The following is a 23,808-nucleotide window of genomic DNA, read 5'->3' as shown; positions in this document are numbered from 1 at the left end:
TCTAGACATGAAAAAGCTCCCCTCACAGTAGCAGGCTTTTATTATTTCACCTGTCTACCGTATGGGGAGCATATCATCGTCGGCTGCCGTTGCGTCTTTATTCAACTATAGTTCTCCGTTTGTAGAATCAACTTTCGTAAATGAATATCAAAATGTAGGAGCAGGCAATTCATCAATTTTAATACGAAGCAAACTATAAGGCTTTTGTCGTAAGTCTTTTCCATAATGAAATCTTGCCTGCCGATGTAGTTGGTTCACAATAACATATAAGTGGTGATCCGGACCAATAGAAAAAGTATCCGGCCATAAGATTCTCGGATCATGTGCGATGGTTTCCATTATTCCATTCGGCCATATCTTTCGAATACTATCGTTTTCATAGTCTCCAGCGTAAACGTTTCCTTTTGCATCGGTTATCATTCCATCGGACGCACCTTTTTCTCCCCAATACTTCACATCATAACTTAATTTGATATCCGGTATCGTTCTGTCTCTTAGGGCTTCTGCCGAGATCGAGTATAGATGACGACTGGTTAGTGGACAAAAAAATAACATTTTACCGTCAGGAGAAATCGCTAGACCATCAGAGGCAGTCCGAAAGGGAGACGTCAAACCATCTGTGTTTCGGTTCATCAAAATTTCACCTTCCACCTTCGGTAAAAAATACGGATCGGGAGAAGTTGAATTTGCTCCGTTTAACCGTCTAAACGCATTTCCATTTTCTAAATTCACGACTATAATAGCGCCTGGACCTTTTGAAGAAGAATCCGTGATATAAGCATAACCTGATGTACCAACACGAAAATCAAAGCGGACGTCATTCAGATACGTCGTTGGCAAGACAACATCTTCATCAAACGAATATACTTTTCTTATTGTATTGGTTTTTAAATCTACGGCTACTAATTTTGCCCCTCCTTTAATTGGCTCTGAAAAATTGGGTGCCGCCGTATCCAATACCCACAGGGTTCCTCTTCCGTCAGCAATGACACTTTGGACACTGATGAAGGACTTAGTAATATTCAAAGGGGTTATCAAATTCGTTTCTAAATTAGGATAAGGCTGCAATTGGCCCTCGACAATTTCCGCTACCGTAAATTTAACGTCATCTCCCCATTTCGGAAAGCAAATGAAGATACGTCCGTTTTCTGATACGCTAACGCCTGTAGGCATAGGCCCATGAAATGTATAAACGAGTTCTATCTTACCGAAATATTTTTCAATAGGTAACATAGGGTCTTTGATATCCTCCCCGACATACTGGATATTACCTATATATTATGTGTAAAAATTTTTCTAATGACTGGCGGTTAATTTTTTATAGCCGAAACGCAGCTTCATTTATTTGTTGGATTTAAGTATTGAAATGTTCAATACTCGCAAAACAAAAAGCTTCGGCACAAACCGAAGCCTTCTGAGGTTGTCCCTTTTGTTGTTCCTACGAATGTCCCGCTGGTCAATTGCCCTTGCGGAGAGCATTGGCGTAAGTTCAGAAATCATACTTGTATCGCAAAGAATTTTTGCAAAGCCTATCAGCGCCAAGACCGTTTTATTGTTGGTCCGGCAGACGTAATGCGTTTGCTGAGGTTTGCGCTTGATCTAAAAATTCCTCTGCTTGGGTCAATTGCTGCCGAGCCGTCTCCAAAGCCTGTGAATTTTTTACTGCAGTATATTCACTTATCGAGCTTATCGCCTTATTTAAAGCGGTTTGTGTCTCAGAAACCGAATTAGATGCATGCTGCTCCAACGCATTGCCGCTCGAGTTAAGTGTACCTTCTGCCGGTTCTCTTGCATTTTCAGTAGCTAAATCAATTTTGTCTTCATTGGGCAAAGCGAGTCCTCCTCCCTTGAGCTATTGTCATTAATTTAAACAAAAATAAGTATGTGGTTGAGCTTTTGTTTATATTCCTGCAATTCCTGCGACTACATGGTAGTATCCGCTCCCGCAGTATAAGATTCGATGCGCCGGAGGAATCTAATGACATTGATGAAAAAGGGGGTGGAAATTTTTTAATGAATACGCCAGCGCTAGCGCCGCACGAATCGTTGGAACTGCATGAAACGTTAAACTTTAAAACACTTTGCCTCGCTAAGTCAAAACTCATGCAAGGCTTGGTCTTTGACCAAGAGCTAAAAGCATTAATGCAGAAAGACGTGGTCCAATCCACCCAACAGATTGCTGAACTGCAAGCGATCTACGCAAGAGCTCCTTTCCAAGCGCCGGTTCCGACTAGCCCCACACCTATCACACATTAAGGGGAACGCAAATGAATACTGATTATTTAGATCCGATCAATGCATTGAATATGCCGGAAATGGCGGATATGACGTTTGCAACGGACTTCCTTCTTCGTGCCAAGGAGGGCGTGAGAAATTTGTCCGTCGCCCTGACGGAAACGGCTTCTCCGGATGTAAGAGCGCTGCTGCGCAATCATCTTAAGCAGGGGATTGCAATGCACCAAGAAATCACGGACCTCATGATTCGCAAGAAATGGTTCCATCCCTACGAGCTAAACGAACAGTACCAACTCGACCAGCTATCGGCGAATAATACGGTAATGATCGGACATATGAATTTGTTCCCGGGTGATACGTCGCGCAAAGGGATGTTTGATCGAACGCCAGATGAACATATTGGAGGACATCAAGCATGAAGGCGGTAACGTATCAGGGGATTAAAAATGTCGTGGTCAAAGAGGTGCCGGACCCAAAGATCGTTAAACCGGACGATATGATCGTAAAGATCACCAGTACCGCCATTTGCGGTTCTGACCTGCACCTGATTCACGGGATGATCCCTAACCTTCAGGAGAATTATGTCATTGGCCACGAACCGATGGGGATCGTAGAAGAAGTCGGCCCCGGCGTGACAAAGGTAAAGAAAGGCGACCGCGTGATCATCCCGTTCAACATCGCATGCGGCGAATGCTTTTTTTGCAAAAATCAGCTGGAAAGCCAATGCGACAATTCAAACGAACACGGGGATATGGGCGCCTATTTTGGCTATTCCGGAACGACCGGCGGATACCCAGGCGGGCAAGCCGAGTATTTACGAGTTCCGTTCGCGAATTTTACCCACTTCAAGATTCCCGAAAACTGCGAACAACCGGATGAAAAGCTGAGTTTAATTGCGGATGCAATGACGACGGCTTTCTGGAGCGTAGATAACGCAGGTATCAAGAATGGAGATACGGTCATCGTGCTCGGATGCGGTCCGGTCGGACTTCTCGCTCAGAAGTTCTGCTGGCTGAAAGGAGCAAAGCGTGTCATTGCCGTCGATTATGTCGATTATCGCCTACAGCATGCGAAGCGAACCAACCATGTGGAAATCGTAAACTTCGAGCAGGATAAGAATATCGGCAACAATCTCAAGGAAATGACCAAAGGCGGCGCCGATGTCGTGATCGATGCGGTAGGAATGGACGGCAAGATGAGCGATCTCGAGTTTTTAGCCAGCGGTTTGAAGCTGCAAGGCGGCACCATGAGCGCATTTATCATTGCTTCTCAGGCTGTCCGCAAAGGCGGCACAATCCAAGTCACCGGCGTTTACGGTGGACGCTATAACGGATTCCCGCTCGGCGATATCATGCAGCGCAACGTGAATATCCGTTCCGGCCAAGCTCCGGTCATTCACTACATGCCGTATATGTACGAATTGGTTACGTCGGGCAAGGTGGACCCTGGAGACATTGTTACGCACGTGATTCCGCTCAGCGAGGCCAAGAGCGGCTATGAAGCGTTCGATACGAAAACGGATAATTGCATCAAAGTCGTCTTAAAGCCTTGAATAGGGATAGAGAAATGGGAGGACAATCCGAATGAATTCCGATTACGCCTTGCATGAGATGCTGGAGGTTCATGAAATAGCTGCGTTCAAGACCGTTTGCATGACCAAATCCAAAACCATGCAAGCTCTGGTGACAGACCCCGAGCTCATACAAATTTTGCAGCAAGACGTGCATGTATCACAGCAGCAGCTTCAGGAGCTCGCTGGCGTGCTGTCTAAAGCGACCCTTACAGGAGATAAAACATGAACACGATAATCGAACACATGACAGGGCTTCATACGCTGACCGACGACGTGATCGCGATGGATTTTTTGATGAACGCCAAGAGCGGTGTCAGAAATTACGCCATGGCCGTAACCGAATGTGCCACCCCCGAAATCAAGCAAATGTTAATGAAACAGCTCGACGAAGCCATAGACTCCCTTGATAAGATAACAAGCTATATGATGCAGAGAGGCCTATACCATCCCTACCATATTTCAGAGCAAATTCAAATCGATCTGAAAAACATTCAGACCGCTATGAACATTCCCTCCTGACACCATACTCCGTCTCCCAAAACGCGCTAAACCACAAATGGCGCGTTTTGGATTTAGCGGATCATTAAAGATAGCCTAAAACCAGCCATTTGTAACTACTAGATTGCTGAATGATCTGGGTTCTAAATTAGATCGGGGTTAATCAAAAGCTTCTCAATGGCTTCTCGATTTATAGGCTTACTTATGTAAGCGTCCATGCCTACCGCCAAGCAATTTTTCACGATCGCCTTTAATCGCATTTGCAGTCACCGCTACGATACGCGGACACTTCTCTGGAGCTAGTTTTTCTTTAATAGCCCGAGTTGCATCCAACCCATTGATGATTGGCATGTGGATATCCATAAAAATCAAATCATAGGTATCTTTAAGCGCTGCTTCAATCGCTTCTTTTCCGTTTACGGCCACTGTAACCCTGTGTCCCATTTTCTCCAGCATTTTCTGAAGTACAAACGTGTTGATTGCATTATCCTCTGCAATCAAAATATTCGCTTGGCCCATAATGTATTGATTTAATAGTTGGGGGGATTTGAATTCGCATGTCATATTTTCTTTCAGCTGAATGGTGAAGTGAAAAGATGATCCGTTTATGCCGTCGCTTTCGGCATGGATTGCACCTCCCATCAATTCCACGATTCTCCTGCTTATGGAAAGACCCAAACCTGTCCCTTCGTGTTCGCTAGAATTGGAGCGGTCGATTTGAGTGAAGGGCTCGAAGATTTCTTCAAGCCGCGATGGCGGAATCCCAATACCCGTATCCTTAATCGTAAATCCAAGAAGCGGTTGCGGCCCCGCTACTCTCTTAACGACAACCGATATCTTGCCCCTCGGCGTAAATTTAACCGCATTGCTAATCAAATTCAGTAACACTTGTTTCAGGCGATCGGCGTCACCGAAAATATAATCGGGCACATCGTGATGGATCGAATAGGACAGTTCGAGCCCCTTTTTCTCTGCCTTCGGAGAAACAACAGAAAAACTATCTTTTATGCTCATTCGCAGATCGAAAGTATCTTCTTGGAGATCCGTCTTTCCCGCCTCGATTTTCGAAAGGTCAAGAATGTCATTAATAATGGCTAAAAGCGCTTGACCACTTTTGTGAATAATTTTTACATACTCTTTATGTTCATCGTTAAGATCCGCATCAAGCAAGAGATCAGTCATGCCGATTACACCGTTCATCGGCGTTCGGATTTCATGGCTCATCATAGCCAGGAATTCACTTTTGGCTTTGTTAGTGGCTTCTGCCGTCTCCTTGGCAAGCACCAGTTGTTTCTGTTCGGAAATATCCTTGCAGATGAGGTAGAAGCCAATGTTCTGCCCGTTTACAAAGATCGGTGCAATGCTCGCGAGCACTTCAACGGAATCACCGTTCTTGTTGATAATTTTATCTATGCCTTGTTCCACCGTATTGTCATGAAGTGCGTCTGTCAAAATATGATCCACGTGGGTTTGTCCAATGAGATTAGAAAGCTCCATGCCGATTAGTTCTCTCTCGACGCTGTAGCCCGTCAGTTTCTCGCCTACAGCGTTTGCATTGATCACTCTTCCTTGTAAATCGAATGAAATAACGGCGTCATGGTTGTATTTCTTCAACGATGTATACCGTTCTACTGTTTCCTGAAGACGACGTTCGGATTCTTTCTGTTTGGAAATATCGATGATTTGTACAATGTAATAAAGAGGTTGCCCCTCTTCGTCACGAAATAACTGAATCGACAGAAGCCCCCAAATTACTACGCCGTCTTTTCTAATATAGCGCTTTTCCAGGTGAGCTTCCGCTTCAACGCCCATAAGATTTTTTAGTTCATCTATGTTCCGGACAGTATCATCTGGGTGCGTAAAACATCCGAATCTCTTGCCATCAAGTTCTTCCATTGTATACCCAAATATCCGCTCAAACGCAGGGTTACCGGCTAGAATTAAGCCATCAGGAGCCAACAGTGCGATGCCAAAGGAAGCGTGCTTGAACACCAACCCATTAAAAGAATTTTGATCAAGGTTGCTTCCTAAAATCGCATGGCTCCTTTCAATGTGAATGTTCACATACACCATGATCCTTTGCAATATCCACGAACAATTTGCCTGGATGAACTTCTTAGGCGAAAGCCGTTTTGTCAATGCCGAGCAATACGAAAGCGGCTTGCATATTAAAGGTGCCAATGCCCTGCTCCTTCTCTTGCTCCTCATTAAGCGGGATAGCGAAGACGCACTGCGCTTCCATCGCGGCCTTTTTCTTCACGTTCTCTTTTTCCTCGGCCGTAAGAAACTTCGGGCTGAGCTTCGCCTGAATTTCATCGCTGATTTCCTTCGTCACCTCATCAATTAACGGCTGAAGCGCATTATTTGGGGTCCATGCTTTTTCGTTGGAAGTGCCCTTGTTAAGCTGCTTGCGGTAATTCTGCGAAGTATCCAACAGTTAACGTCATGGAGCAACCCTGCCGGCAGCACGTCTGGTTGTTTATTATGTTTGATTTTCTCTACTTCTTTTAATTTGATATTAAAGCGCTTTGATAAGTATCTACCTAAGCTCTTTCCGCTGTGCCTATAATAATTATCAACTCAACTTTCGCAGCTACAAATTAGCTTGAATCCCTTGCAGTTGTAATGGAAAATCACACTTTCTTCCGTCTCTAGACAAAAAAACACCTTCTTCGTTTGGTATCATGGGAGTGACTAGCAACCATGAAAACTAAGAAAGGTGTGTAAACCTATGGTACACCATCGTTCCCTGTCTGACCAGTCTCGTTTTTCGTTCGTTTTCACTTCCTTGAAAATCGGTAAACTGCTTCGGGCAGCTGGGATTCACAAGTCTTTTGGTCTCTCTGCGCTCGCTGTCTTTCAGTTACTTTTCTCGCTTGTTTTTGAGGGGAAGAATTGGTTCCGACTGCTAGAAAGCAACCGCGTCGACTCCTTGCCAGGCAAAGATGTCGTTTACCGTTTTTTGAATCATCCTCATTTTGCGTGGCGTGCTTTTCTTCATTCACTTAGTCTAACGGTGGTTCGGCAGTTTACCTCGCTTACGTCAGCTAAGCGCGTAAAAGTGTTCATCATCGATGACTCCACGCTTCAGCGCAATCGTAGTAAGAAAGCAGAGTTGCTTGCTAGAGTGTTCGACCATTCAACAGGCCGCTTTACCAAAGGTTACACTCTGTTAACGCTTGGATGGTCTGACGGATTCAGCTTTGCTCCGATCGACTTTGTTATGCTCTCATCAGCTAAGTTTATGAACCGTCTAACCGAGATGACGACAACGATCACGAAGCGTTGTCATGGCTACAAACGGCGCGTCGAGGCGCTTACACAAAAGCCAGACGCCGCCCTTGGCTTGATTCGACGGGCGCTGCGGGCTGGCTTCCGTGCGGATTACGTACTGATGGACAGCTGGTTTACTCAGATGCCGCTCATTCGAGGCCTCGTGGCCGAAGGACTTGCCGTGATCGGCATTGTCAAAGAAATGAAGCAACGCTACGTGTATGAAGGAAAGCGTCTGACGCTGAGTGAACTTTACAGCATCCTGCCAAAGAACAAGCAAACTACCATTTGGAATGCGGTCATTGTCCAGTCTTCCTGCGGCATGCCGATTAAACTTGTCTTTGTCCAAAACCGGAACAAACGCCGCGAATGGCTGGCCATTCTCAGCACGGATCTTACATTAGAACCGAATGAAATTGTGTGCGCATTTATGGCATGCGATGGAGCATTGAGACGTTCTTTAAAGTAACCAAAAGCTATTTGAAACTAGGAACTGAGTTTCAAGGCCGTTCTTTTGATATGTTGATTAGCCATACGACCATCGTGTTTAGCCGCTATTTGGCGATGGAATACGAGCGACGGCAAACCGGAGATCCACGCACACTTGGCGGGCTATTTTACTTGTATGTGGATGAAGTTCGCGATCTGGATTACCAAACCGCTCTCCAACAACTGATGACGTTTTTCTTAACGTTGGCTGGAGCAACGAACAAGAGAGGCAAACAAACGATACTGTGTCAACTGCAGCAATGGATAGCCGATTTGCCCTTGTACATCAAGGGTTTGTTTGGTAATTTAAGCTGCGAAAGTTGAGTTATCAATTTGTATCTTTGAATTATCTTTTAGATATAAATATAAAGAATACTTGATAAGCATCCCATCAGAAATGCTAAAAAAAGTTGAAAATAGATATGTTAAAAATGTGAGTAATAGCATCAGAACAACTACAGATGAAGTAAAGCTCAAATATTGAAACCCAAAAATAATAAAAATAATAATTCCAATCAAGAGTATTATTGATGATTGCGTTCTTTTGAATTTCATAGATTTTCTGCCTTTCTCATTTTATCGACTTTGGGCTTCTATAGATAACGCAATTGTTTACGAACTTCGTAAATTCGTAATACCTTTGATATTCGTGAGGTAACCTCGTAGTCCTGCCCGTTACTTCACCAGAAAGGGAGCTACGGCAAAGCTAGCCCCGCCACTATCTATACGTTATCGAGCCCCGTTTAGATTTGGACTTTAACACAAAGAGGACCTCAGCTTCCACGTTATAGTGGAAGCTGAGGTCCTTTGCCAATCCGGAATAAAAGGCAGTACAATAGGCGTTGTTCATTGGGCTTGCATTCAATTCGTGAGGTTGGCTGCTAGCAGGAACGCGTACAGTACTTTCGCTGCTGCTTCGCGGGTCGTGCCTCCTGTCGGCTGGAAGAAGAATTGCCCTTTCAACTCAACGCCGTTCATCAAGCCCGCATCCGTTACCGCCTGTACGCTTTCTTGCGCGTAGGCGGAGATTGTCGCATTGTCTGCGTACGGATTGCCGCCCGTACCGACAGATTTCGACAGACCGGTTAACTTCATCGCTTTGTAGAGCAGCACGGTCATGTCTTGACGGCTTAGCGGAGCGTTCGGGTTGAATTTGCCGTTCGAACCCGTCACGAGACCCGCTTCATAGCCCGCGGCGACGTCCTGCGCGTACCAGTCCTTATCGGATACGTCGCTGAAGGTCGAAAGCGCGCTATGCTTTTGCAGTCCCAGCGCTCGAACTAGCATGGCAGTAAATTGCGCTCTCGTCGTGATTGCCTTCGGCGAGAACGTCGTTGACGACGTGCCGCTCAGAATGAACCGGTTCACCAAACTTTGAATCTGCGTCTTGGCCCAAGAAGAGCCAATGTCTTTGAACGTCGATGAGTGCTTCGCCACCGCATACGTCGAGTAGCCCGGACGAGCTATCGTGACGATCGTTTGCCCGTTTGCCGCGGTCGAGGTTCGCGCAGGCACGGCATACGCTTCATCGTCTTCCGCATAGAGAACCCCGGCGGAGCTTGCGTCGATGCCTTTCTCCAGCAGGAACGACCGTTTGAATGTCTGCATTGCCGTCAGCTCGACTGGCGTCGCGACGCCGTTTACTAAGTAAGAAGCCTCGAATGCATAAGGCGTACCGAGCACCGTCGCATCCGAATAGGCCTTGGTGAATATCGCCTTGCTGCCCTCATCTTGCTTGACGGTGATGGCCAATTCCGCACCGACAGGCGCTTGGCTGAGCGCCGACAACGGGAAAGCGACGGAGGAGTCGTTCCAAGCCAGCACAACGGAGCCTCCGGCAGCCGCTCCCTTGAGCAGATCGACCTGCGAAGCCGTCAGCTTGAATTCCGCGCCTTTCGTGCCCGAAGTCGAAGCGTCCACGACGAAGGCGGTCTGTTTCTGCTTAGCCGCGACCAGCGCCTTTTGCAGATCGGCGTCGGTAACGCTCGCGCTCGCGGTATCTCCTTGCCTCTTCACGTCCGCCTTGACTACGAAAGCGGTCTGGTCTTCATCCACGACCGAGGCTGGCAGTTCGCCTACCTTGGTCGGCTCGGCCGGCACGTCAGCCGAACCGGATCCCGGTCCAGGGACGATAACGATCGGCGGTTCGCCCGGGTCAGGCGTGCCGTCGAATTTGACATACACGGTATTCACCGTCGATAAGATCTCGTCATATTGATGCGATTCCAGGAAGTGGAGCGCATTGATATTCAGCTTGTACATGCCGTCCGGCACCCGATGAACCACGAATTCGCCGTTGCGGTCGATCTCGCCGTTGTAATAGCTACCATCCAGATCCTCGAAGGCGAACCTGCCCGCAGGCAGATCGTTGTAGCCTTGAGCAGCTTCGTTATAATCGTAATAATCGCCCATCGTGCCGATGTAGTTTCCTTTCATGTCGAGCAGTTCGAGATCGATGTAATTCATATGATTGCTGTTCAGCGTGGCGGAAAGCTCGGTCGTCAATCCTTCGCCGATTTGCTTGCTGGTCAATGAGACGTCCTTCAGACCGAATTCGTTCACGTCGGAGTCCTTGCCGACGTGAACGACGAACGGAAGATGCAGCGTCGGAAGGTCTGCGCTTGTCAGCACGACCTCTCCCTCGTACACGCCGTTCTTCGCCCCCGGGAGCACGTCCGCGGTCAATGTCAGATCCGTCTTGGCGTTCGGACCTACGGCTACGCTCGTGACCGGGCTGCCGCCCGCGCCGCCGAGCGTCATCGCGATATCGTCGACGTCAGGCGTGGCGATCGGTTTCGCCGGATCCGACGTGACAGCCGAATGCATACGCACCGATGCTTGGTACGTTAGCGACTGACCCGACGTATTCTCCAACTCGAGCGGCTTGTCCAGCTTCGCTCCCGCTTCCAAGGCGCCGAAGCTTACGCTGCTGGCCTCGCTATCGATGAGATTCGGCTTCATATCCTTATCATAGATCAATATTTTATCGAGCGACTTCAAGAGTGCGGGGGTCTTCAGCGCGTTCACCACGTTAACTCGGCCCGCCCCTTGGGAATAGACGTCGTATAGCGTGCCCGTCTCGTTCTTGAGCTCGTCCGCCGTGTTCGCCAGCGCGGCGCGAACGTCTGTCGGCGTCCACGCCGGATGGGCTTGCAGCAGAAGGAGTGCGAGGCCGGCGACATGCGGGGAAGCCATGCTCGTTCCGCTGAGCCTGCGATATGCCTTGCTGTAATCGTTATCCGGATAGACCTGCTGGAAAGCCGGATACGTCGATAAAATGTTCACGCCCGGCGCACTGACGTCCGGCTTGATGCTGTAATTGCCGTCCGCGTTCGGACCGCGCGAGCTGAAGTCCGCGATATGGTCGCCTGGGATGATCGATTGAGCGAAATTGGCGTCGAACTTGAAGGTCAAAGACTCGCCCGGGTGGTTCTTTAGTTCACGGGCGAGCGCGCGTCCTTCGGATCCGGCCATGTCGAAGGCCGGCAGGTACTCGTAGCTGTCCCCGAGGAAGGCTACGTCTCCGATCGGCCCGTTCCGTTGGTCGATATTTGCCGAGAGATCCGGTACGCCAGAATCGGTAATGTTACCGTTGAAGATGACGGCCGCTTTCGCCCCGTGCGCCTTCGCCAGCAGGATTTTATCCTCGAATGTACTGCGGCCGCGCGAGATGAAGACGAGTTTGCCCGAAACGTCAAGCTTGCCGTAGTCGGCTTCTTCTCCGAGTCCGACATAGATTGCGCTAAGAGGAGCCGTCCCCAGGATCGAAGCGAAGTCCGCCTTGCTCGTCTCCCAGCTCATGATTGCCAAGGCATGATCCGCGTTCGGTACCGAGGAGCCGGCAATCGCGCTGGCGGCATGCGCCGCAACACGGATGCCGTCGCTTGTCGCCGCCGCCACCGAGAGAGCGAGCTGCGCATTGGCCGGAGAACCCATTGAATAATAATAAGGTCCGGAGCTTCCTTCATTGCCGTTGGCAATGACGACAACGACGCCATTCAGAACCGCGTTGTTGACGGCGATCGAATCGGGCGAGTCGGGATCCTTCTCCATCGCGCTGCCGAGCGACATATTGATGACGTCCATGCCATCCTTGACCGCATGCTCGATGCCGTCAATGATGCTGGCGGACGTGCCATAAGCATCGCCCGTGCTTGAGGCGCCGCCCAGTACTTTATAAGAATAGAGATCGGCATCGTAAGCGACGCCGGTCTGCCGAACGGCAGAATCCGGATTCTCCGGTCTTCCCGCGATCGTGCCGGCCACGTGAGTGCCATGGAAAGAGCCTTTGCCATGGTTAAGGCCCGACGGTTCTTCTTCATACGGATCCTCGTCTTGATAGAAGGAATCGTAACCGCCTTTGAATGCGCCTTTCAGATCCGGGTGATCGTAATCGATGCCGGTATCCAGCACGCCGACCTTCATTCCCTTCCCCGTGATATGCTGGGCCCAGGCTTGGTCTACGCCCATCTGCTTCAGCGGCACCATGCCGTCCGGAGGGGTAATCGGCGTCGCCGCTTGCGGGCCGGCCTTCTCATCCGCGAGCGGGTAATACAAGTAGTTCTCGTGAATGGCGCGGACGCCGGCGAGCTTGGCTAGCTCCGGGATCTGCTTGGCGGTCACCGTCACTTCCATGCCGTTGAACACCGTATCGTATTGGTAGTTAACCGTCAGCGGGATGCCTTTCTTCTTGGCCGCACTCAGGAATGAGCTTTGTTCCTCTTGCACTCGTTCGCTCGTGGATTCAGCTGCAAGCGAGCTTGCGCCGTGTTTGGCCGCGTACTGTCCGACAGCCAGAGGCTGTCTGCTCAGCTGCACGATAACGTTGATTTTGGCAGCCGATTTGGTATCGATAGCCGAAGACACGACAGGCTCCCCATTTCCTGACGGCCCCATAGCGCTGATGTTGGCAGCATTGATCACGTTGGCCGACGCGATCAAGGAATGGAGCGTGCCCGGTTGGATCGGTCCCCCGTTCGCCGTCCCGTCCGCCGCAGCGTAGACCCCTTGCTCCAGCATGCTGCCGAACAAAGCCGAGGCCGTCAACAACGCGACCGTTTTTTTCATTAAGATCCTATTCAAGTTCCGTTTCCCCTTTGCTAAACGAATATCTTGCTGACTTGATCCGATCATTGCGTCACGACAAGCGCGTCGAACGACATGGACGTCCCGGAGGAAAGCTCGTTCTTGCTCCCGCTGTTCTCGATCCGGATCGTATGTTCACCCAAGGTCATAGCATTGGGGAAGCTGACCGGCACCCGGTATTCCGTTGTCTTGCTGTATAAATCGATCGGCTCCGCGGTTGCGGGCACCGGGCTTCCGTCGATATAGACGTTCACTTTGCCCCGGTTCGGAGACTTGGTGAAGAGCAGCATGAATCGCGATCCCGTAAAGGTCACTTCAACCTCGTTATTCGTCCCGTTCGCGTACTTCGCCATGCCGCCGAAATGATTGACCGAGTAACTGGTAAACCACGGTCCGCGGAACTTCACGACAGGGTCGTTCTCCTGCACGACGTTCGTCACGACGATCGTATCGAGATTGATCGCGCTGCCTTGCGCTTTCTCATCTTTATCGCCTGTCCATTCGATCCGCAGCACGTGATGGCCATCCAGGACCGGTTGATTCAAAATGACAGATTGACGAGGCGACGGAGCTGCGCTGTACAACGATGGAGAAGCGACCAAGACATCGTCTACATAGACGTTGGCAATACCTTGATCCGGCCCGGTTGTGCCGCGCCATTCGATGCGATTGCCCGTGAAGCCGAATTCAGCACTTCCTTCCGCAGCCAGCTGTTTCGCGGTTCCGCCCGAAAGCTCCGCTTGCGTCACGGTCGTCCACGCGCCGTCAAACACGATTGCGCCGCTGGCGTCTTCATATTCACCGGGACCGTTGCCCCGGTCGATATGCAGCGCGTAGCTCCCTGCGCCGGCAATCGCGGGAACGTCGATATAATATGTGCCGGATTGCGCGATGGCGTAAATAATCGATTCGTCCGAAGTCGCCCTCGTTTCGGAGACGGCCGCAAGATTCGCTTCGCCCTGAACGGTCGTCGCTTCCGGTTTGAACAAGCGCAGGTCGAAATCGGTCTCTTTCCCGCCCGTAAGGCCGACTGATAGCTTCTCTCCCGCATGGACGTCGATGGCGAAGACGTCATGCGCGTCCCCTGACGCATCGAGGGAATCGTTAACGAGCGTGCCGGGAAATGGCGTGCCGGGAATCTCGTCGTCCGACATCGCGCGATAGGCGTTGATCATTTTGCCCGACTTGATCAGACCCTGCAAGGAAGATGAAGACGTGCCGCTATTTATAATGCGTTCCTTGATTGCCTGCGCGTCCATGGACGGATTCCGACTGAGCACGAGCGCGGCTACGCCCGCGGTATAGCCTGCTGCCATCTCGGAGCCCGAAGTAATATCCGCATTGAACGGAATCTCCAAGTCTACCGTCGCTGTCGACGGATCAAGCGATACCAGTTCATCCACGCTAGCCAGACTGTTATCCGGCATTTTGTACGTTACGCCGTCGTAAGCCGTCCCGCTGACGCCAACGGCATCCCCGAGAACACCTTCGCCGATGACGTACATATGCAGCGTATTGCGCATGAATTCGGATTCGTTGATATTGCTCGTAATGTTGGTTCCCGCAAGCAGCAAGCGTCTGGGACGGGAAGAATCGCCTAGGTAAGCCGTCAAATTCACTTGGTCATTGTCGGTTATGACCTTATAAGCGGGATCGTCCAGCCAATCCGTTCCCGAGAACCAGACGACGATGTCATATGCCTGCATCTCCTCGAGGGACGGGCCGTCCGCATCGGACGCCAGCGCCCGGACGTGATAAGAAGGCCCGGTCTCCGCATCCTGTTGATAACCGAATTGTTCAAGCAGCTTCTTATAGGTCGCCAGATCTTGATCGGTTTTGGTCGTGTTGCCGGTATTGCCGTAAAAATCGTCTTGAACGAGGAGCACTTTGCTCGCGGGTCCGGACCCCAAGTAGCTCATCGTGCGATTAAACGCATCCTGACGCTCGGTAACGTCCTGCAACTCTGGCTCTGCGGATGAAGTCTTAAAGCACAGGAAGCCGCAGCCGGTATCCTCGTCCTCCTTTAACTGTTCGAAGCCGAAACCGTTCAAGATCGCTTTCGAATATCCGTTGTCCATTTCCGCGGAGTAGCCGAACTGCACTTCCGGGTCGGCAACGACGATGTTCTCGCCCGGAGCTACGACGTCGACTGTGTCCTTGCCATAGTTCGAATACCACGGAAGCATTCCGTTGTTGTCGATGGCTGCGACCGTAACCATGTTGTTCAGGTGGTACTGGGCCGGATAGACGTTCGCGAACGGCAGATCGATGTTCGTGCCATCGTTGCCCGCCGGCACGACGAACAAGATACCTGAGTCCGCCATCGCATCCTTAAGCGCTTGGCTGTAGCCGTTCAGGCTGACGCCGAAAACGGCCAGCTTCACGCCTTTGTCCTTCGCGTAGTGAATCGCGTCGATCAGCGTGGACGCGGAGCCAAGATCCGGAGCAACGATCTTAAGGGGCATGACTTTGACGTTCGGCGCGATGCCGGCGCCGCCGATGCCGTTGTCCAGCTTGCCCGCGATGACGCTCGCCATGTTCGTACCCAATCGATCGATGCCATGGTCGGTCACATCGAGCAGCGAATTGTCGCCGTGCGCGAAATCCCATCCGTGCAGATCGTCCGTATAGCCGTCGCCGTCGTCGTCGATGCCGTTATCCGGGATTTCGTCGGGATTCGTCCAGACATTGCCCGCCAAATCCCGCAGATTGGTGTCGACGCCGGAATTCAAGATGGCGATGACCGCGTCGTCGCTGCCTTGGGTAATCTTCCAAGCGTTGAGCGCCTCAATATCGATGCCCGGCGTTCCTGAAGGAAAGTATTCCAAGATGGGTTGGCCGATATTGGACAATGCCCACTGATCACGGAACCACGGATCGCTCGGAATCCTGTCCGGCACCTCGCTGCTGGCCGGCGAGTTATCGGGACTTGCGGGCACATTATCGGCGCCCGCCTGCTGTTCTTTGCCCTCCGACGCTGCAGTGATCCCGGCCGCAGGTAACGAGTCAACGGCTTGCGGTTGCGGCGAATTGCCGCTGTCTACCGGCTTGGCAGGCAGTACGATTTGATAATCCGGCTCCGCGTAGAGCACGTTAGGATCCTGCTTCAAGGCGTCGACGAGCGCGGGGATGTCCGTACCCGTTTGGACGGTCATCACATGCGCGCCCGTACCGGGGAGCGGATGGTCTTGTACCACCATTTCAGCAGATAAAGCCGAAGCGGCATGCGCGCCTGCTTTAAATTTCACGATGACATGGTCTGCGGCAAATGGCGCCGTGATCGGGGCTGCTCCCTGGTCGACTTGCGATTGCTGTGGATCGGTCGCCATTGCTTCGGCGAATGTCGGCTTCGCGACGCCGGATGCCAGCAATAGCGAAGCCGCAACGGCTAAAGACGTTTTTTTCAATTTGCTTTTCAATGTTGTCGCTCCTTTGGACCGGATATGGATGTCATTACTTAGAAAAGAGAACAAAAAGAAAGAGGCGGCATTTCCCTCCAATCGCATAGAATGCGACGTTAAATTACACAGGTAGGAAGAAAGTCCAAAATTAAGATGGTGAGAATCGGCGAAACCGGGCATTTCATTGTGCCGAAACAGCCTTTTTTGTATGATAATAGAGATATAAGATCGCAATGAGCACGATAAAACGGCATCTCTTTTCCTATATGAAAAGACAGTTCCGGTAAGCTTTGTCGATTCTCCCTTCGCTCCTGCAAGTAGTTATTAAATCCGTGTAAACTTTGAACTTGTAAGCATTATAGCAACCGCAAAACACCTTCAGGAATGTACGTATGTACGTGTTTGTTCGTGTTTATCGATTTAGGAACAAGATAGAAGCTTGAATAGATTGGAGCGAGAAACAGTGCCGAACAAGTTGAATCAGCTAGAGTGGCCGGAAGAAATCATACGAAGACTGCGCTCGAGACCTGTTTCTCATTCAAATAAGAAAATCCGCCAGATTGACTTGGCCCGCATGGTCGGCGTGAATGCCAGAACGATTCAGCAGTGGGAGAACGGCGAGCGGATACCGAGTCCGCAAAATTTGCAGCGACTCATTAAAGTCTTTCTGGACGAGGGCGTCCTGCTAAGCGGGGCCGAACGGCAGGAGGCGATGCAGCTGTGGGATTCCGTAAAGAAATTGAAGCCCGGACAGAACCGAGTCTTCCCCGGCTTCGACGAGCATTGGTTCGATCAAATCTATGCCGAACGGGCATCTGCGAATGGCGAGGACGCCAGAGCCTTGCTAGCTCATCCCCCATCAAAGGGGAGGTTAAGGGACGCCGAATCCGATGGCTTCCTCTCCCGCGGGAACCTGCCCGCCCTGCGCTCCGGCTTCGTCGGGCGTAAGGAAGGGCTGCTGCGCATCCTGGAAATGCTGCGGCATTCGCCGCTCGTCACGTTGACCGGACCCGGCGGGAGCGGCAAAACGTCCATGGCGCTTCATGCGGCCTCCTCCATGGCGGACGCCTACCCGGATGGAATCTGGCTGTTCGAGTTCGCATCGGTTACGGACCCTTTGCTCGTGGCTGAGTATATTTTGTCGACGTTGGGCTTAACGAACCGGCAACAGGGACGATCATCCCTCGATTATGTGGTGCACGAGATGAAGGGTAAAAAGGCGCTGTTTCTCTTCGATAACTGCGAGCATCTGATTCATGCCTGCGCCACGATCGCCGAAGCGCTGTTATCCGCGGCTCCCTCCCTCGCTATTTTGGCGACGAGCCAAGAGTCTTTGAATTCGCCCGGCGAATATACGTATTCCGTCGCGCCTCTTAGCGTTCCTTCATCAGAGGCGTCGCTGCACGAGCTATCCTTCGAAGCCATAATGCAATACGAAGCGGTCCAGCTGTTCGTCGAACGGACGAAAGCCATCGCGCCTGAATTCCAGGTAACGGAACGAAATTCCGTTGAGATTGCCCTGATTTGCCAGTCTCTGCAGGGCATCCCGCTGGCCGTCGAACTGGCCGCAGCCCGCATGAACGTGCTAACGCCGGAACAGATCATCGACCGCTTATCGGACTTGATGGGCTTCCTCACATTCGGCAAACGAACAGCGATGCCTCGCCAGCAAACGCTTAAAGCCACGATCGATTGGAGCTACATGCTGTTGACTCAGAAGGAACGGCTGCTGCTTCGGCGCTTATGCGTGTTCAATGGAGGGTTCACCCTGGAATCCATTGAGAACGTCTGCGTCTGCCCCGGGCCTGCGCAAGCCGAGACCGCTTCGATCGCTAAAGCAGAGGTCCTAGATTTAATGGCTAGCCTGGTGAACAAATCGCTGGTCTACATGGATCGCTCGTCTGTGGGCGGACGGGTCAGGTACGATATGCTGGTCACCATCAAACAGTATGGGCTGGCGCACATGTCCGGAAGCCCTGAGAGGCCGAGCGAGGAATTAGATTGGATTCAACAGGCCCACGCGGAATACTACGATAAGTTTTTAGAAGACTCGGATATGAAATTCAAGAGCCGGGAACAGGACGAATGGCTTGCAGAGGTCAAAGCGGAGTATGCCAATTTAAGCACTGCGCTCCAGTGGTCGCACCAACACCCCGAGTGGCGAAATATTGGGCTTCGAATCGCAAGCCGCATCTATTTGTTCTGGCTGCGCGAGGGCATCTGGAACGAAGGCTTAGTCTGGATTGCAAGGGTGCTTCCGCCCATGGGACAATACGAGGATTCTGAAGCAAGCGCGATGGCCCTTTATGGCCATGGCATCCTTCTAACCGTGCAAGGACACTACGAAGAGGCTCATGCTTCGGCATTGGCATGCGTGGCGATCGCCCGAAGGCTGAACGACCGGTTAACGCTCTCCACGACGCTGCGCCTGCTCACCCTGATTCACCTAAGCAAAGGCGATAAACACGAGGCCTTCGCGCTGGCGGAAGAAAGCGAGCTTCTTGCTCGCGCGCATGGGGATGATTGGAATCTGGCCAGTTCCTTGAGCGGATACGGCAACGTCATGCTTGCGCTTGGCAAGTACGACCGCGCCCTCCGCTTGTTCGAGGAAAGTGTAGAGCTGTTCGAAAAAACCAATATCCGATGGGAACTGGCCGGACCCTATCGCAATTTGGGTTACACATCCCTCCGATTGGGGAACTATGAACAGGCCGTTCGCTTTTTTAAGAAGAGCATCTCGGCAAGCCGAAGCTACAAAGGGAATTGGGATTTGTTCGGGGCACTGGCGGGGTTGGCCGAAGCCTTGTATGCCCAGCAGGTGTACGCGTCCGCGGTGATACTGCTGGGGGCGGACGAGAAGTACCGCCAATTATTGGGAACCCCCGTCAGGGCGCAGTATCGAGAGGATTACGAGAAAACGCTGGCGGCGATCCGCGCGGAGCTAGGCGACGAACGCTTCTCGGTTGCGTGGGAGACGGGTCAGACAATGAGCCGGTCGCAAATCGTTGCGTTCTCCCTGGAGGCTTAACCCTTTTACGACACGCTGGCGAGGCTGCATCCTTCGGCATCAGTAGCTCTTGGCAGACAAATAAAGACCACTTAAGGCGCGGTCTTTATTCTCCCTATAATCAAAAGTGTCCAGCTGCAGAGTCATTTAAGATTTTCTCATATTTGACGTAAATTGCTTACGCGGTCTGGAAAAACTCCGCGTTCTTCATATATACACCTCGCTGCTCACATGCAGCGCACCGTTCTGCTGTCTGGAGAAAATAAAGTCTTAGACTGCTGCTGTTTTATTGAACTAACGTTCCCAGATAACTTAATAAAGAGCCTATTGAAATACTTCAACAGGCTTTTTATTATTTGGGAAATATAAGCGACTTGATTTTCTGTGGATAATGGGGACGGACTCCCCTCAAAGTAATCGGAAACAGCTTCGAATATTACTTTACTTTCGGCTAATTTACTCTCATGGATCCGGTGCGAGAACGGTCCCCTATTAGAAATATTTAGCAACTTTCTTAGCATGTGCAATTGCTTTTTCTTTAATAGCTTGAGCTTGCTCTTGTGATTTTAATGCCGTTCCTTCAACCCAAATTGCCTCGATAGATTTAATCCCATAGAACTGTAAAACCCTATTCAGATAGCTGTATCCCATTTCTAGTGGAGCTAAAGGACCTTCCGAATAAACAGAACCACTAGCTTGAATGTGTAAGACTTTCTTACCGGTCAATAGACCTTCAGGGCCGCTTTCGGTATATCTAAAAGTCTTACCTGGAATTGAAGTCGCATCAGTGTATGCTTTCAAAACCGGCGGGATCGAAAAATTCCACATTGGGGAAACATATACGTACTTATCAGCAGCCACGAATTGATCAACAGTTGCCTCAAGTCGAGCAACTTTTGACTTCTCAGCATCAGTCAGTTGATCGAAAGATAAACCCGTCCGAAGCTTTTCCCAACCTCTTAAAACATCAGCATCAAATTGCGGAATATTCTCTTTATAGAGATCCAAATGTACAACCTCATCTCCCGGATTTGCCTCGCGGTACGCTTCGATAAACTCTTTGCCTACCGCGAGGCTATACGATGATTGAGGATCAAGAGGATGTGCGGTGATGTACAATACGGTTGCCATAAATCAAAACTTCCCTTCTGTAATCAGTTATACTTTCAGGATAATCATATTATATATACTTACATATTTTAAGTACGCACAAAAAAGTGGTATAGTATTAAAAAAGGTACTGTAACGGAGGCCTTACGTATGCAAAAGAACCCTGTCCATTGTCAATTCGTTGTGGCGCTAGATTCGATTGTCGGTAAATGGAAGCCGATTATCCTTTATCATTTGCTTCAAGGTAAACCTTTGCGGTTCAATGAGCTAAGAAGGTTGCTGCCCGATATCACTCAAAGGATGCTTACGCTCCATCTGCGCGAATTGGAAGAGGAAGAGATCGTTAAACGAGTCATTTATCCGCAAATCCCGCCGAAAGTAGAGTACTCCATCACGGAATACGGCATGAGCTTGTCTCCGATTTTGGAAACCTTACATCAATGGGGAGTGGCCCATGTTGTGCGAAAGCAGCTCAAAAAGGAGAAAAATGAGCAAAAAGAAACGGACTAGCGGTCCACATTACGCTAGTCCGTTTCTTTTTGCTCCGAATCACAATATAACTAAAGTACATGTCCGGGACCGCGACTTGCCAGAACATTAATAAGATCCATAAATTCGAACTATTCTTTCAACTATTGTTCTCTTTTTGCGTAACGAATAATTCGAATTAAAAAGGCTAAGCAACATACATTATTTTTTATTTTTCCGTTTCAATAGGTAGTTTTAGGCGGTTCCATTCATTAAATCCACCGTCAATCGCCTTCACTTTAAAGCCTTTTTCTGATAGCAATTGCTGTGCTTTTTCACCCCTCGAGTGTCCAGGATGGTTCATGTTGCAATAAGTTATGATAGGTTGTTCTATTGGAATTTCTGAAATCCGGTCGCTTAATTGGTCGATTGGAATGTTTTGTGCACCTGGAATATGTCCTTGCTCGAATTCTTCCGGAGAACGCACATCAATAACCTTCGAAGATTGTCCTTCCTTCAATTTATCAAATAACGAATTAGGTTTTATTAAACTTTCCATACGCATCCCCATTCAATAATAATTTTTTGTTTCATTCGCCATTGCATCAAGGAATCTTCAAACCATCCACTAATGTAATCCTCCTATCAATAAACTGTTTACTAATTTTACCACACTGTCCGTTCGTTCAGCGCGTCGATGGGAGTCTAGTCCTTTATTTTCTCAGTCTACAACTTTATTTTCGCAGTCTAGTACTTTATTTATCGGTCTAATACTTTATTTTCACTGAACATCTGCTTCGTTCTTTCCCTCAACTCCTGCCACTTTGGCTCATCCAAGAAAGCTTGAAAGTTTCGTTCGCGCGAAGCCATATCTGGATGCTCGAGCACGTAAAACAGCTTCTCTTTTGATGCATCCTCATCTACCCAGAAATGTTTCATCTTAATGTTATGCTTTGCAAAAATGCTGACTGTATCCTGAGCGGAGACCACATGACCGTAGAAAATGGTTTCAAGAAACAATGGGTGTCAATTCACAATTGGGATTACGGGGACAAGACTACGCATCCATAGCAGCTAGGCTGCAGTGGCGAAGACAGCTTTTAGGAGCAGGTCAATATGTAACGCTTCATTCAATAGGTGATTCAGTGATGTACCATTCAAAATGTCCAAATAAAAAGATCTATTCTACTAATCAACAACAAAAAAAGTCCGCTACAGCTGTAAGCTTCCAGATCGCTGCTCCGATAACACTGAATTCCGGAGGCGACAAAAGTCTTATCATCGGACCGAGGGCAATTTTACCCAAAGCGTGAATATGGTGTTCTACATTACATCCTCAGAAAAAAAGAGACACGTGCTTATCACGTGTCTCCTGTGGTCTGCGTAATCCCAATTCAACCTCAAAAATTATTGCACCTTGGAACAACAACAATCGTATTTTATTTTTTCACTTTATAAAACTCATGATATAGTTTCATGAGCGCCCGCTTCTCGATACGCGACACATACGAACGCGAAATACCTAACTCTTTCGCGATCTCACGTTGCGTCCGCTCTTCCCCACCAGTGATGAGGCCAAACCGACCGACCACGACTTCCTTTTCGCGTTCATCCAGGATATCGAGATTTTTATATATTTTACTTTTTTCAATTTTCAATTGAACCCGATCCGCGACCTCGTCGGCTTCCGTCCCAAGGATGTCGATGAGCGTAATTTCGTTGCCTTCTTTGTCCGTTCCGATCGGATCGTGCAGAGACACGTCCTTACGGGTTTTCTTGAACGACCGGAGATGCATCAGAATTTCGTTCTCGATGCAGCGCGCCGCGAACGTCGCGAGCTTCGTACCTTTTCCCGTCTGGAAGCTCTCGATCGCCTTGATCAGTCCGATTGTTCCAATGGAGATCAGGTCTTCGAGTCCTTCGCCAGTATTGTCGAATTTTTTGACATTGTGAACACAACCCGATGTAAAACAGGAAGTGTTTGAATCGGCAAGTCAATTCGTCGAAGGTCGATAACGTTATTTATTATCCACTAATTCATCTAAAGACTCTGAAAGTAATTCGATTCTATCTTCAAAATCTTCAATGGCTTCTTTGATTTTCATGATTAAATCTTCGGGGATACGAAAGTCCGATAACTTCAGAAGATGTTTAGATTCATGGCGAACCTCAAAGCTTCCGTTAATCAGAAAATCGACTAATAACTCTAGATGCGCTGAAAAGTCGAATGGTCTTAAGGCAAACAACAGGGTTCCTCTATTACCCAATGTCTTTGGATCCTTAAGTAGTTCGATAATTGGTTCCAAAGCTAGTTGATTTCTCATGTCGCTTAAGGCAATAGCAATTTCATTTCTGAGGATTGTGTTTTCTGTATTTCTCAAATGATCTATTAGGATGAGGACTACCTCTTCATCCTTGTACCGACTTACCTCGGAAAGTACTGAAGATGCCTCTTTAAGGTCACTACTCTTTAGAGCCTGTTCTAAACGTATACGGTCCATAACTCCTCCTTATTCCTCTAGTTACGCTATCGTACCCGTTAGTCATAATGAACGAGGCGGCCTCAATCGCTTAACGTAGGTTGCATGTGGTTACAATGTGTAGTGGATTCTACTTAAAACCATATGCAGAGCTACATTCGAAAGGAGCCGTTACTATGAAGGATTTCA

The 23,808-nt window shown here is 49.5% G+C and carries 17 protein-coding genes and 2 pseudogenes; 8 read left to right on the top strand and 11 right to left on the bottom strand.

Translation table 11 applies throughout. From position 1 onward, the window contains the following. Nucleotides 1-147: 147 nt before the first annotated feature. Nucleotides 148-1,233, bottom strand: coding sequence for an L-dopachrome tautomerase-related protein (locus GT019_RS31340; RefSeq protein WP_161747373.1), 1,086 nt, complete (start codon nt 1,231-1,233; stop codon nt 148-150). 316 nt (nt 1,234-1,549) lie between these two features. Beyond that, entirely contained in the window at nt 1,550-1,831 is a 282-nt protein-coding gene (locus tag GT019_RS31335; protein ID WP_161747372.1) for a hypothetical protein, read from the bottom strand. Nucleotides 1,832-2,013: 182 nt separating this feature from the next. On the opposite strand from GT019_RS31335, the gene GT019_RS31330 reads away from it, so the two are divergent. The 5 genes from GT019_RS31330 to GT019_RS31310 are packed head-to-tail and all read left to right on the top strand — an operon-like array spanning nt 2,014 to nt 4,327. Continuing rightward, entirely contained in the window at nt 2,014-2,256 is a 243-nt protein-coding gene (locus GT019_RS31330) for a spore gernimation protein GerQ (protein WP_161747371.1), read from the top strand. An 11-nt stretch (nt 2,257-2,267) separates the two neighbouring features. After that, nucleotides 2,268-2,654 carry a spore coat protein gene (locus GT019_RS31325; RefSeq protein WP_161747370.1) on the top strand — a complete coding sequence of 129 codons (387 nt, stop codon included), beginning with the start codon at nt 2,268-2,270 and terminating at the stop codon, nt 2,652-2,654. After that, complete coding sequence (locus GT019_RS31320) at nt 2,651-3,787, top strand: zinc-dependent alcohol dehydrogenase (protein ID WP_161747369.1); 1,137 nt, start codon at nt 2,651-2,653, stop codon at nt 3,785-3,787. The genes GT019_RS31325 and GT019_RS31320 overlap by 4 nt, the downstream gene beginning before the upstream one ends. A 31-nt stretch (nt 3,788-3,818) precedes the next feature. Next, nucleotides 3,819-4,034, top strand: coding sequence for a hypothetical protein (locus GT019_RS31315; protein ID WP_161747368.1), 216 nt, complete (start codon nt 3,819-3,821; stop codon nt 4,032-4,034). Then, nucleotides 4,031-4,327: a spore coat protein gene (locus tag GT019_RS31310; protein WP_161747367.1), complete on the top strand. Its 297-nt coding sequence runs from the start codon at nt 4,031-4,033 to the stop codon at nt 4,325-4,327. The genes GT019_RS31315 and GT019_RS31310 overlap by 4 nt, the downstream gene beginning before the upstream one ends. A gap of 177 nt (nt 4,328-4,504) precedes the next feature. Here GT019_RS31310 and GT019_RS31305 read toward each other — a convergent pair whose 3' ends face one another. Continuing rightward, nucleotides 4,505-6,370, bottom strand: coding sequence for a PAS domain S-box protein (locus tag GT019_RS31305; RefSeq protein WP_328804096.1), 1,866 nt, complete (start codon nt 6,368-6,370; stop codon nt 4,505-4,507). Between the two features lie 52 nt (nt 6,371-6,422). Further along, nucleotides 6,423-6,740 (bottom strand): hypothetical protein, encoded by a 318-nt coding sequence (locus GT019_RS31300; protein ID WP_161747366.1) that lies wholly within the window; start codon nt 6,738-6,740, stop codon nt 6,423-6,425. 297 nt (nt 6,741-7,037) lie between these two features. Here GT019_RS31300 and GT019_RS31295 point away from each other — a divergent pair. Beyond that, nucleotides 7,038-8,392: pseudogene (locus GT019_RS31295) on the top strand (IS4 family transposase). Between the two features lie 537 nt (nt 8,393-8,929). Here GT019_RS31295 and GT019_RS32595 read toward each other — a convergent pair. Next, nucleotides 8,930-13,150 (bottom strand): S8 family serine peptidase, encoded by a 4,221-nt coding sequence (locus GT019_RS32595; RefSeq protein WP_161747365.1) that lies wholly within the window; start codon nt 13,148-13,150, stop codon nt 8,930-8,932. 47 nt (nt 13,151-13,197) lie between these two features. Beyond that, complete coding sequence (locus tag GT019_RS31285) at nt 13,198-16,572, bottom strand: S8 family serine peptidase (protein WP_161747364.1); 3,375 nt, start codon at nt 16,570-16,572, stop codon at nt 13,198-13,200. A gap of 445 nt (nt 16,573-17,017) precedes the next feature. Between GT019_RS31285 and GT019_RS32365 the strand changes: the two genes are divergently transcribed. Next, nucleotides 17,018-19,582 carry a helix-turn-helix domain-containing protein gene (locus tag GT019_RS32365; protein WP_161747363.1) on the top strand — a complete coding sequence of 855 codons (2,565 nt, stop codon included), beginning with the start codon at nt 17,018-17,020 and terminating at the stop codon, nt 19,580-19,582. 471 nt (nt 19,583-20,053) lie between these two features. Here the strand turns inward: GT019_RS32365 and GT019_RS31275 are convergent, their stop codons facing one another. Beyond that, nucleotides 20,054-20,692 (bottom strand): FMN-dependent NADH-azoreductase, encoded by a 639-nt coding sequence (locus GT019_RS31275; RefSeq protein WP_161747362.1) that lies wholly within the window; start codon nt 20,690-20,692, stop codon nt 20,054-20,056. Between the two features lie 129 nt (nt 20,693-20,821). On the opposite strand from GT019_RS31275, the gene GT019_RS31270 reads away from it, so the two are divergent. Then, nucleotides 20,822-21,181 carry a winged helix-turn-helix transcriptional regulator gene (locus GT019_RS31270; RefSeq protein ID WP_161747361.1) on the top strand — a complete coding sequence of 120 codons (360 nt, stop codon included), beginning with the start codon at nt 20,822-20,824 and terminating at the stop codon, nt 21,179-21,181. A 187-nt stretch (nt 21,182-21,368) separates the two neighbouring features. Here the strand turns inward: GT019_RS31270 and GT019_RS31265 are convergent, their stop codons facing one another. The 4 genes and pseudogenes from GT019_RS31265 to GT019_RS31250 form a co-directional block, all read right to left on the bottom strand. Next, complete coding sequence (locus GT019_RS31265; protein ID WP_161747360.1) at nt 21,369-21,698, bottom strand: rhodanese-like domain-containing protein; 330 nt, start codon at nt 21,696-21,698, stop codon at nt 21,369-21,371. A 200-nt stretch (nt 21,699-21,898) separates the two neighbouring features. After that, entirely contained in the window at nt 21,899-22,129 is a 231-nt protein-coding gene (locus GT019_RS32775) for an NIPSNAP family protein (RefSeq protein ID WP_407945118.1), read from the bottom strand. A 449-nt stretch (nt 22,130-22,578) separates the two neighbouring features. Next, nucleotides 22,579-23,091 (bottom strand): annotated as a pseudogene (gene sigK, locus GT019_RS31255) (RNA polymerase sporulation sigma factor SigK); the annotation flags it as partial. A gap of 66 nt (nt 23,092-23,157) precedes the next feature. Continuing rightward, nucleotides 23,158-23,640, bottom strand: a complete 483-nt coding sequence (locus tag GT019_RS31250) for a HEAT repeat domain-containing protein (protein WP_161747358.1) — start codon at nt 23,638-23,640, stop codon at nt 23,158-23,160. Nucleotides 23,641-23,808 lie beyond the last annotated feature (168 nt).

The organism is Paenibacillus glycinis (assembly GCF_009909185.1).
Lineage (GTDB): Bacteria > Bacillota > Bacilli > Paenibacillales > Paenibacillaceae > Paenibacillus_Z > Paenibacillus_Z glycinis.
This window is presented reverse-complemented; position numbering and strand designations above follow the sequence as displayed.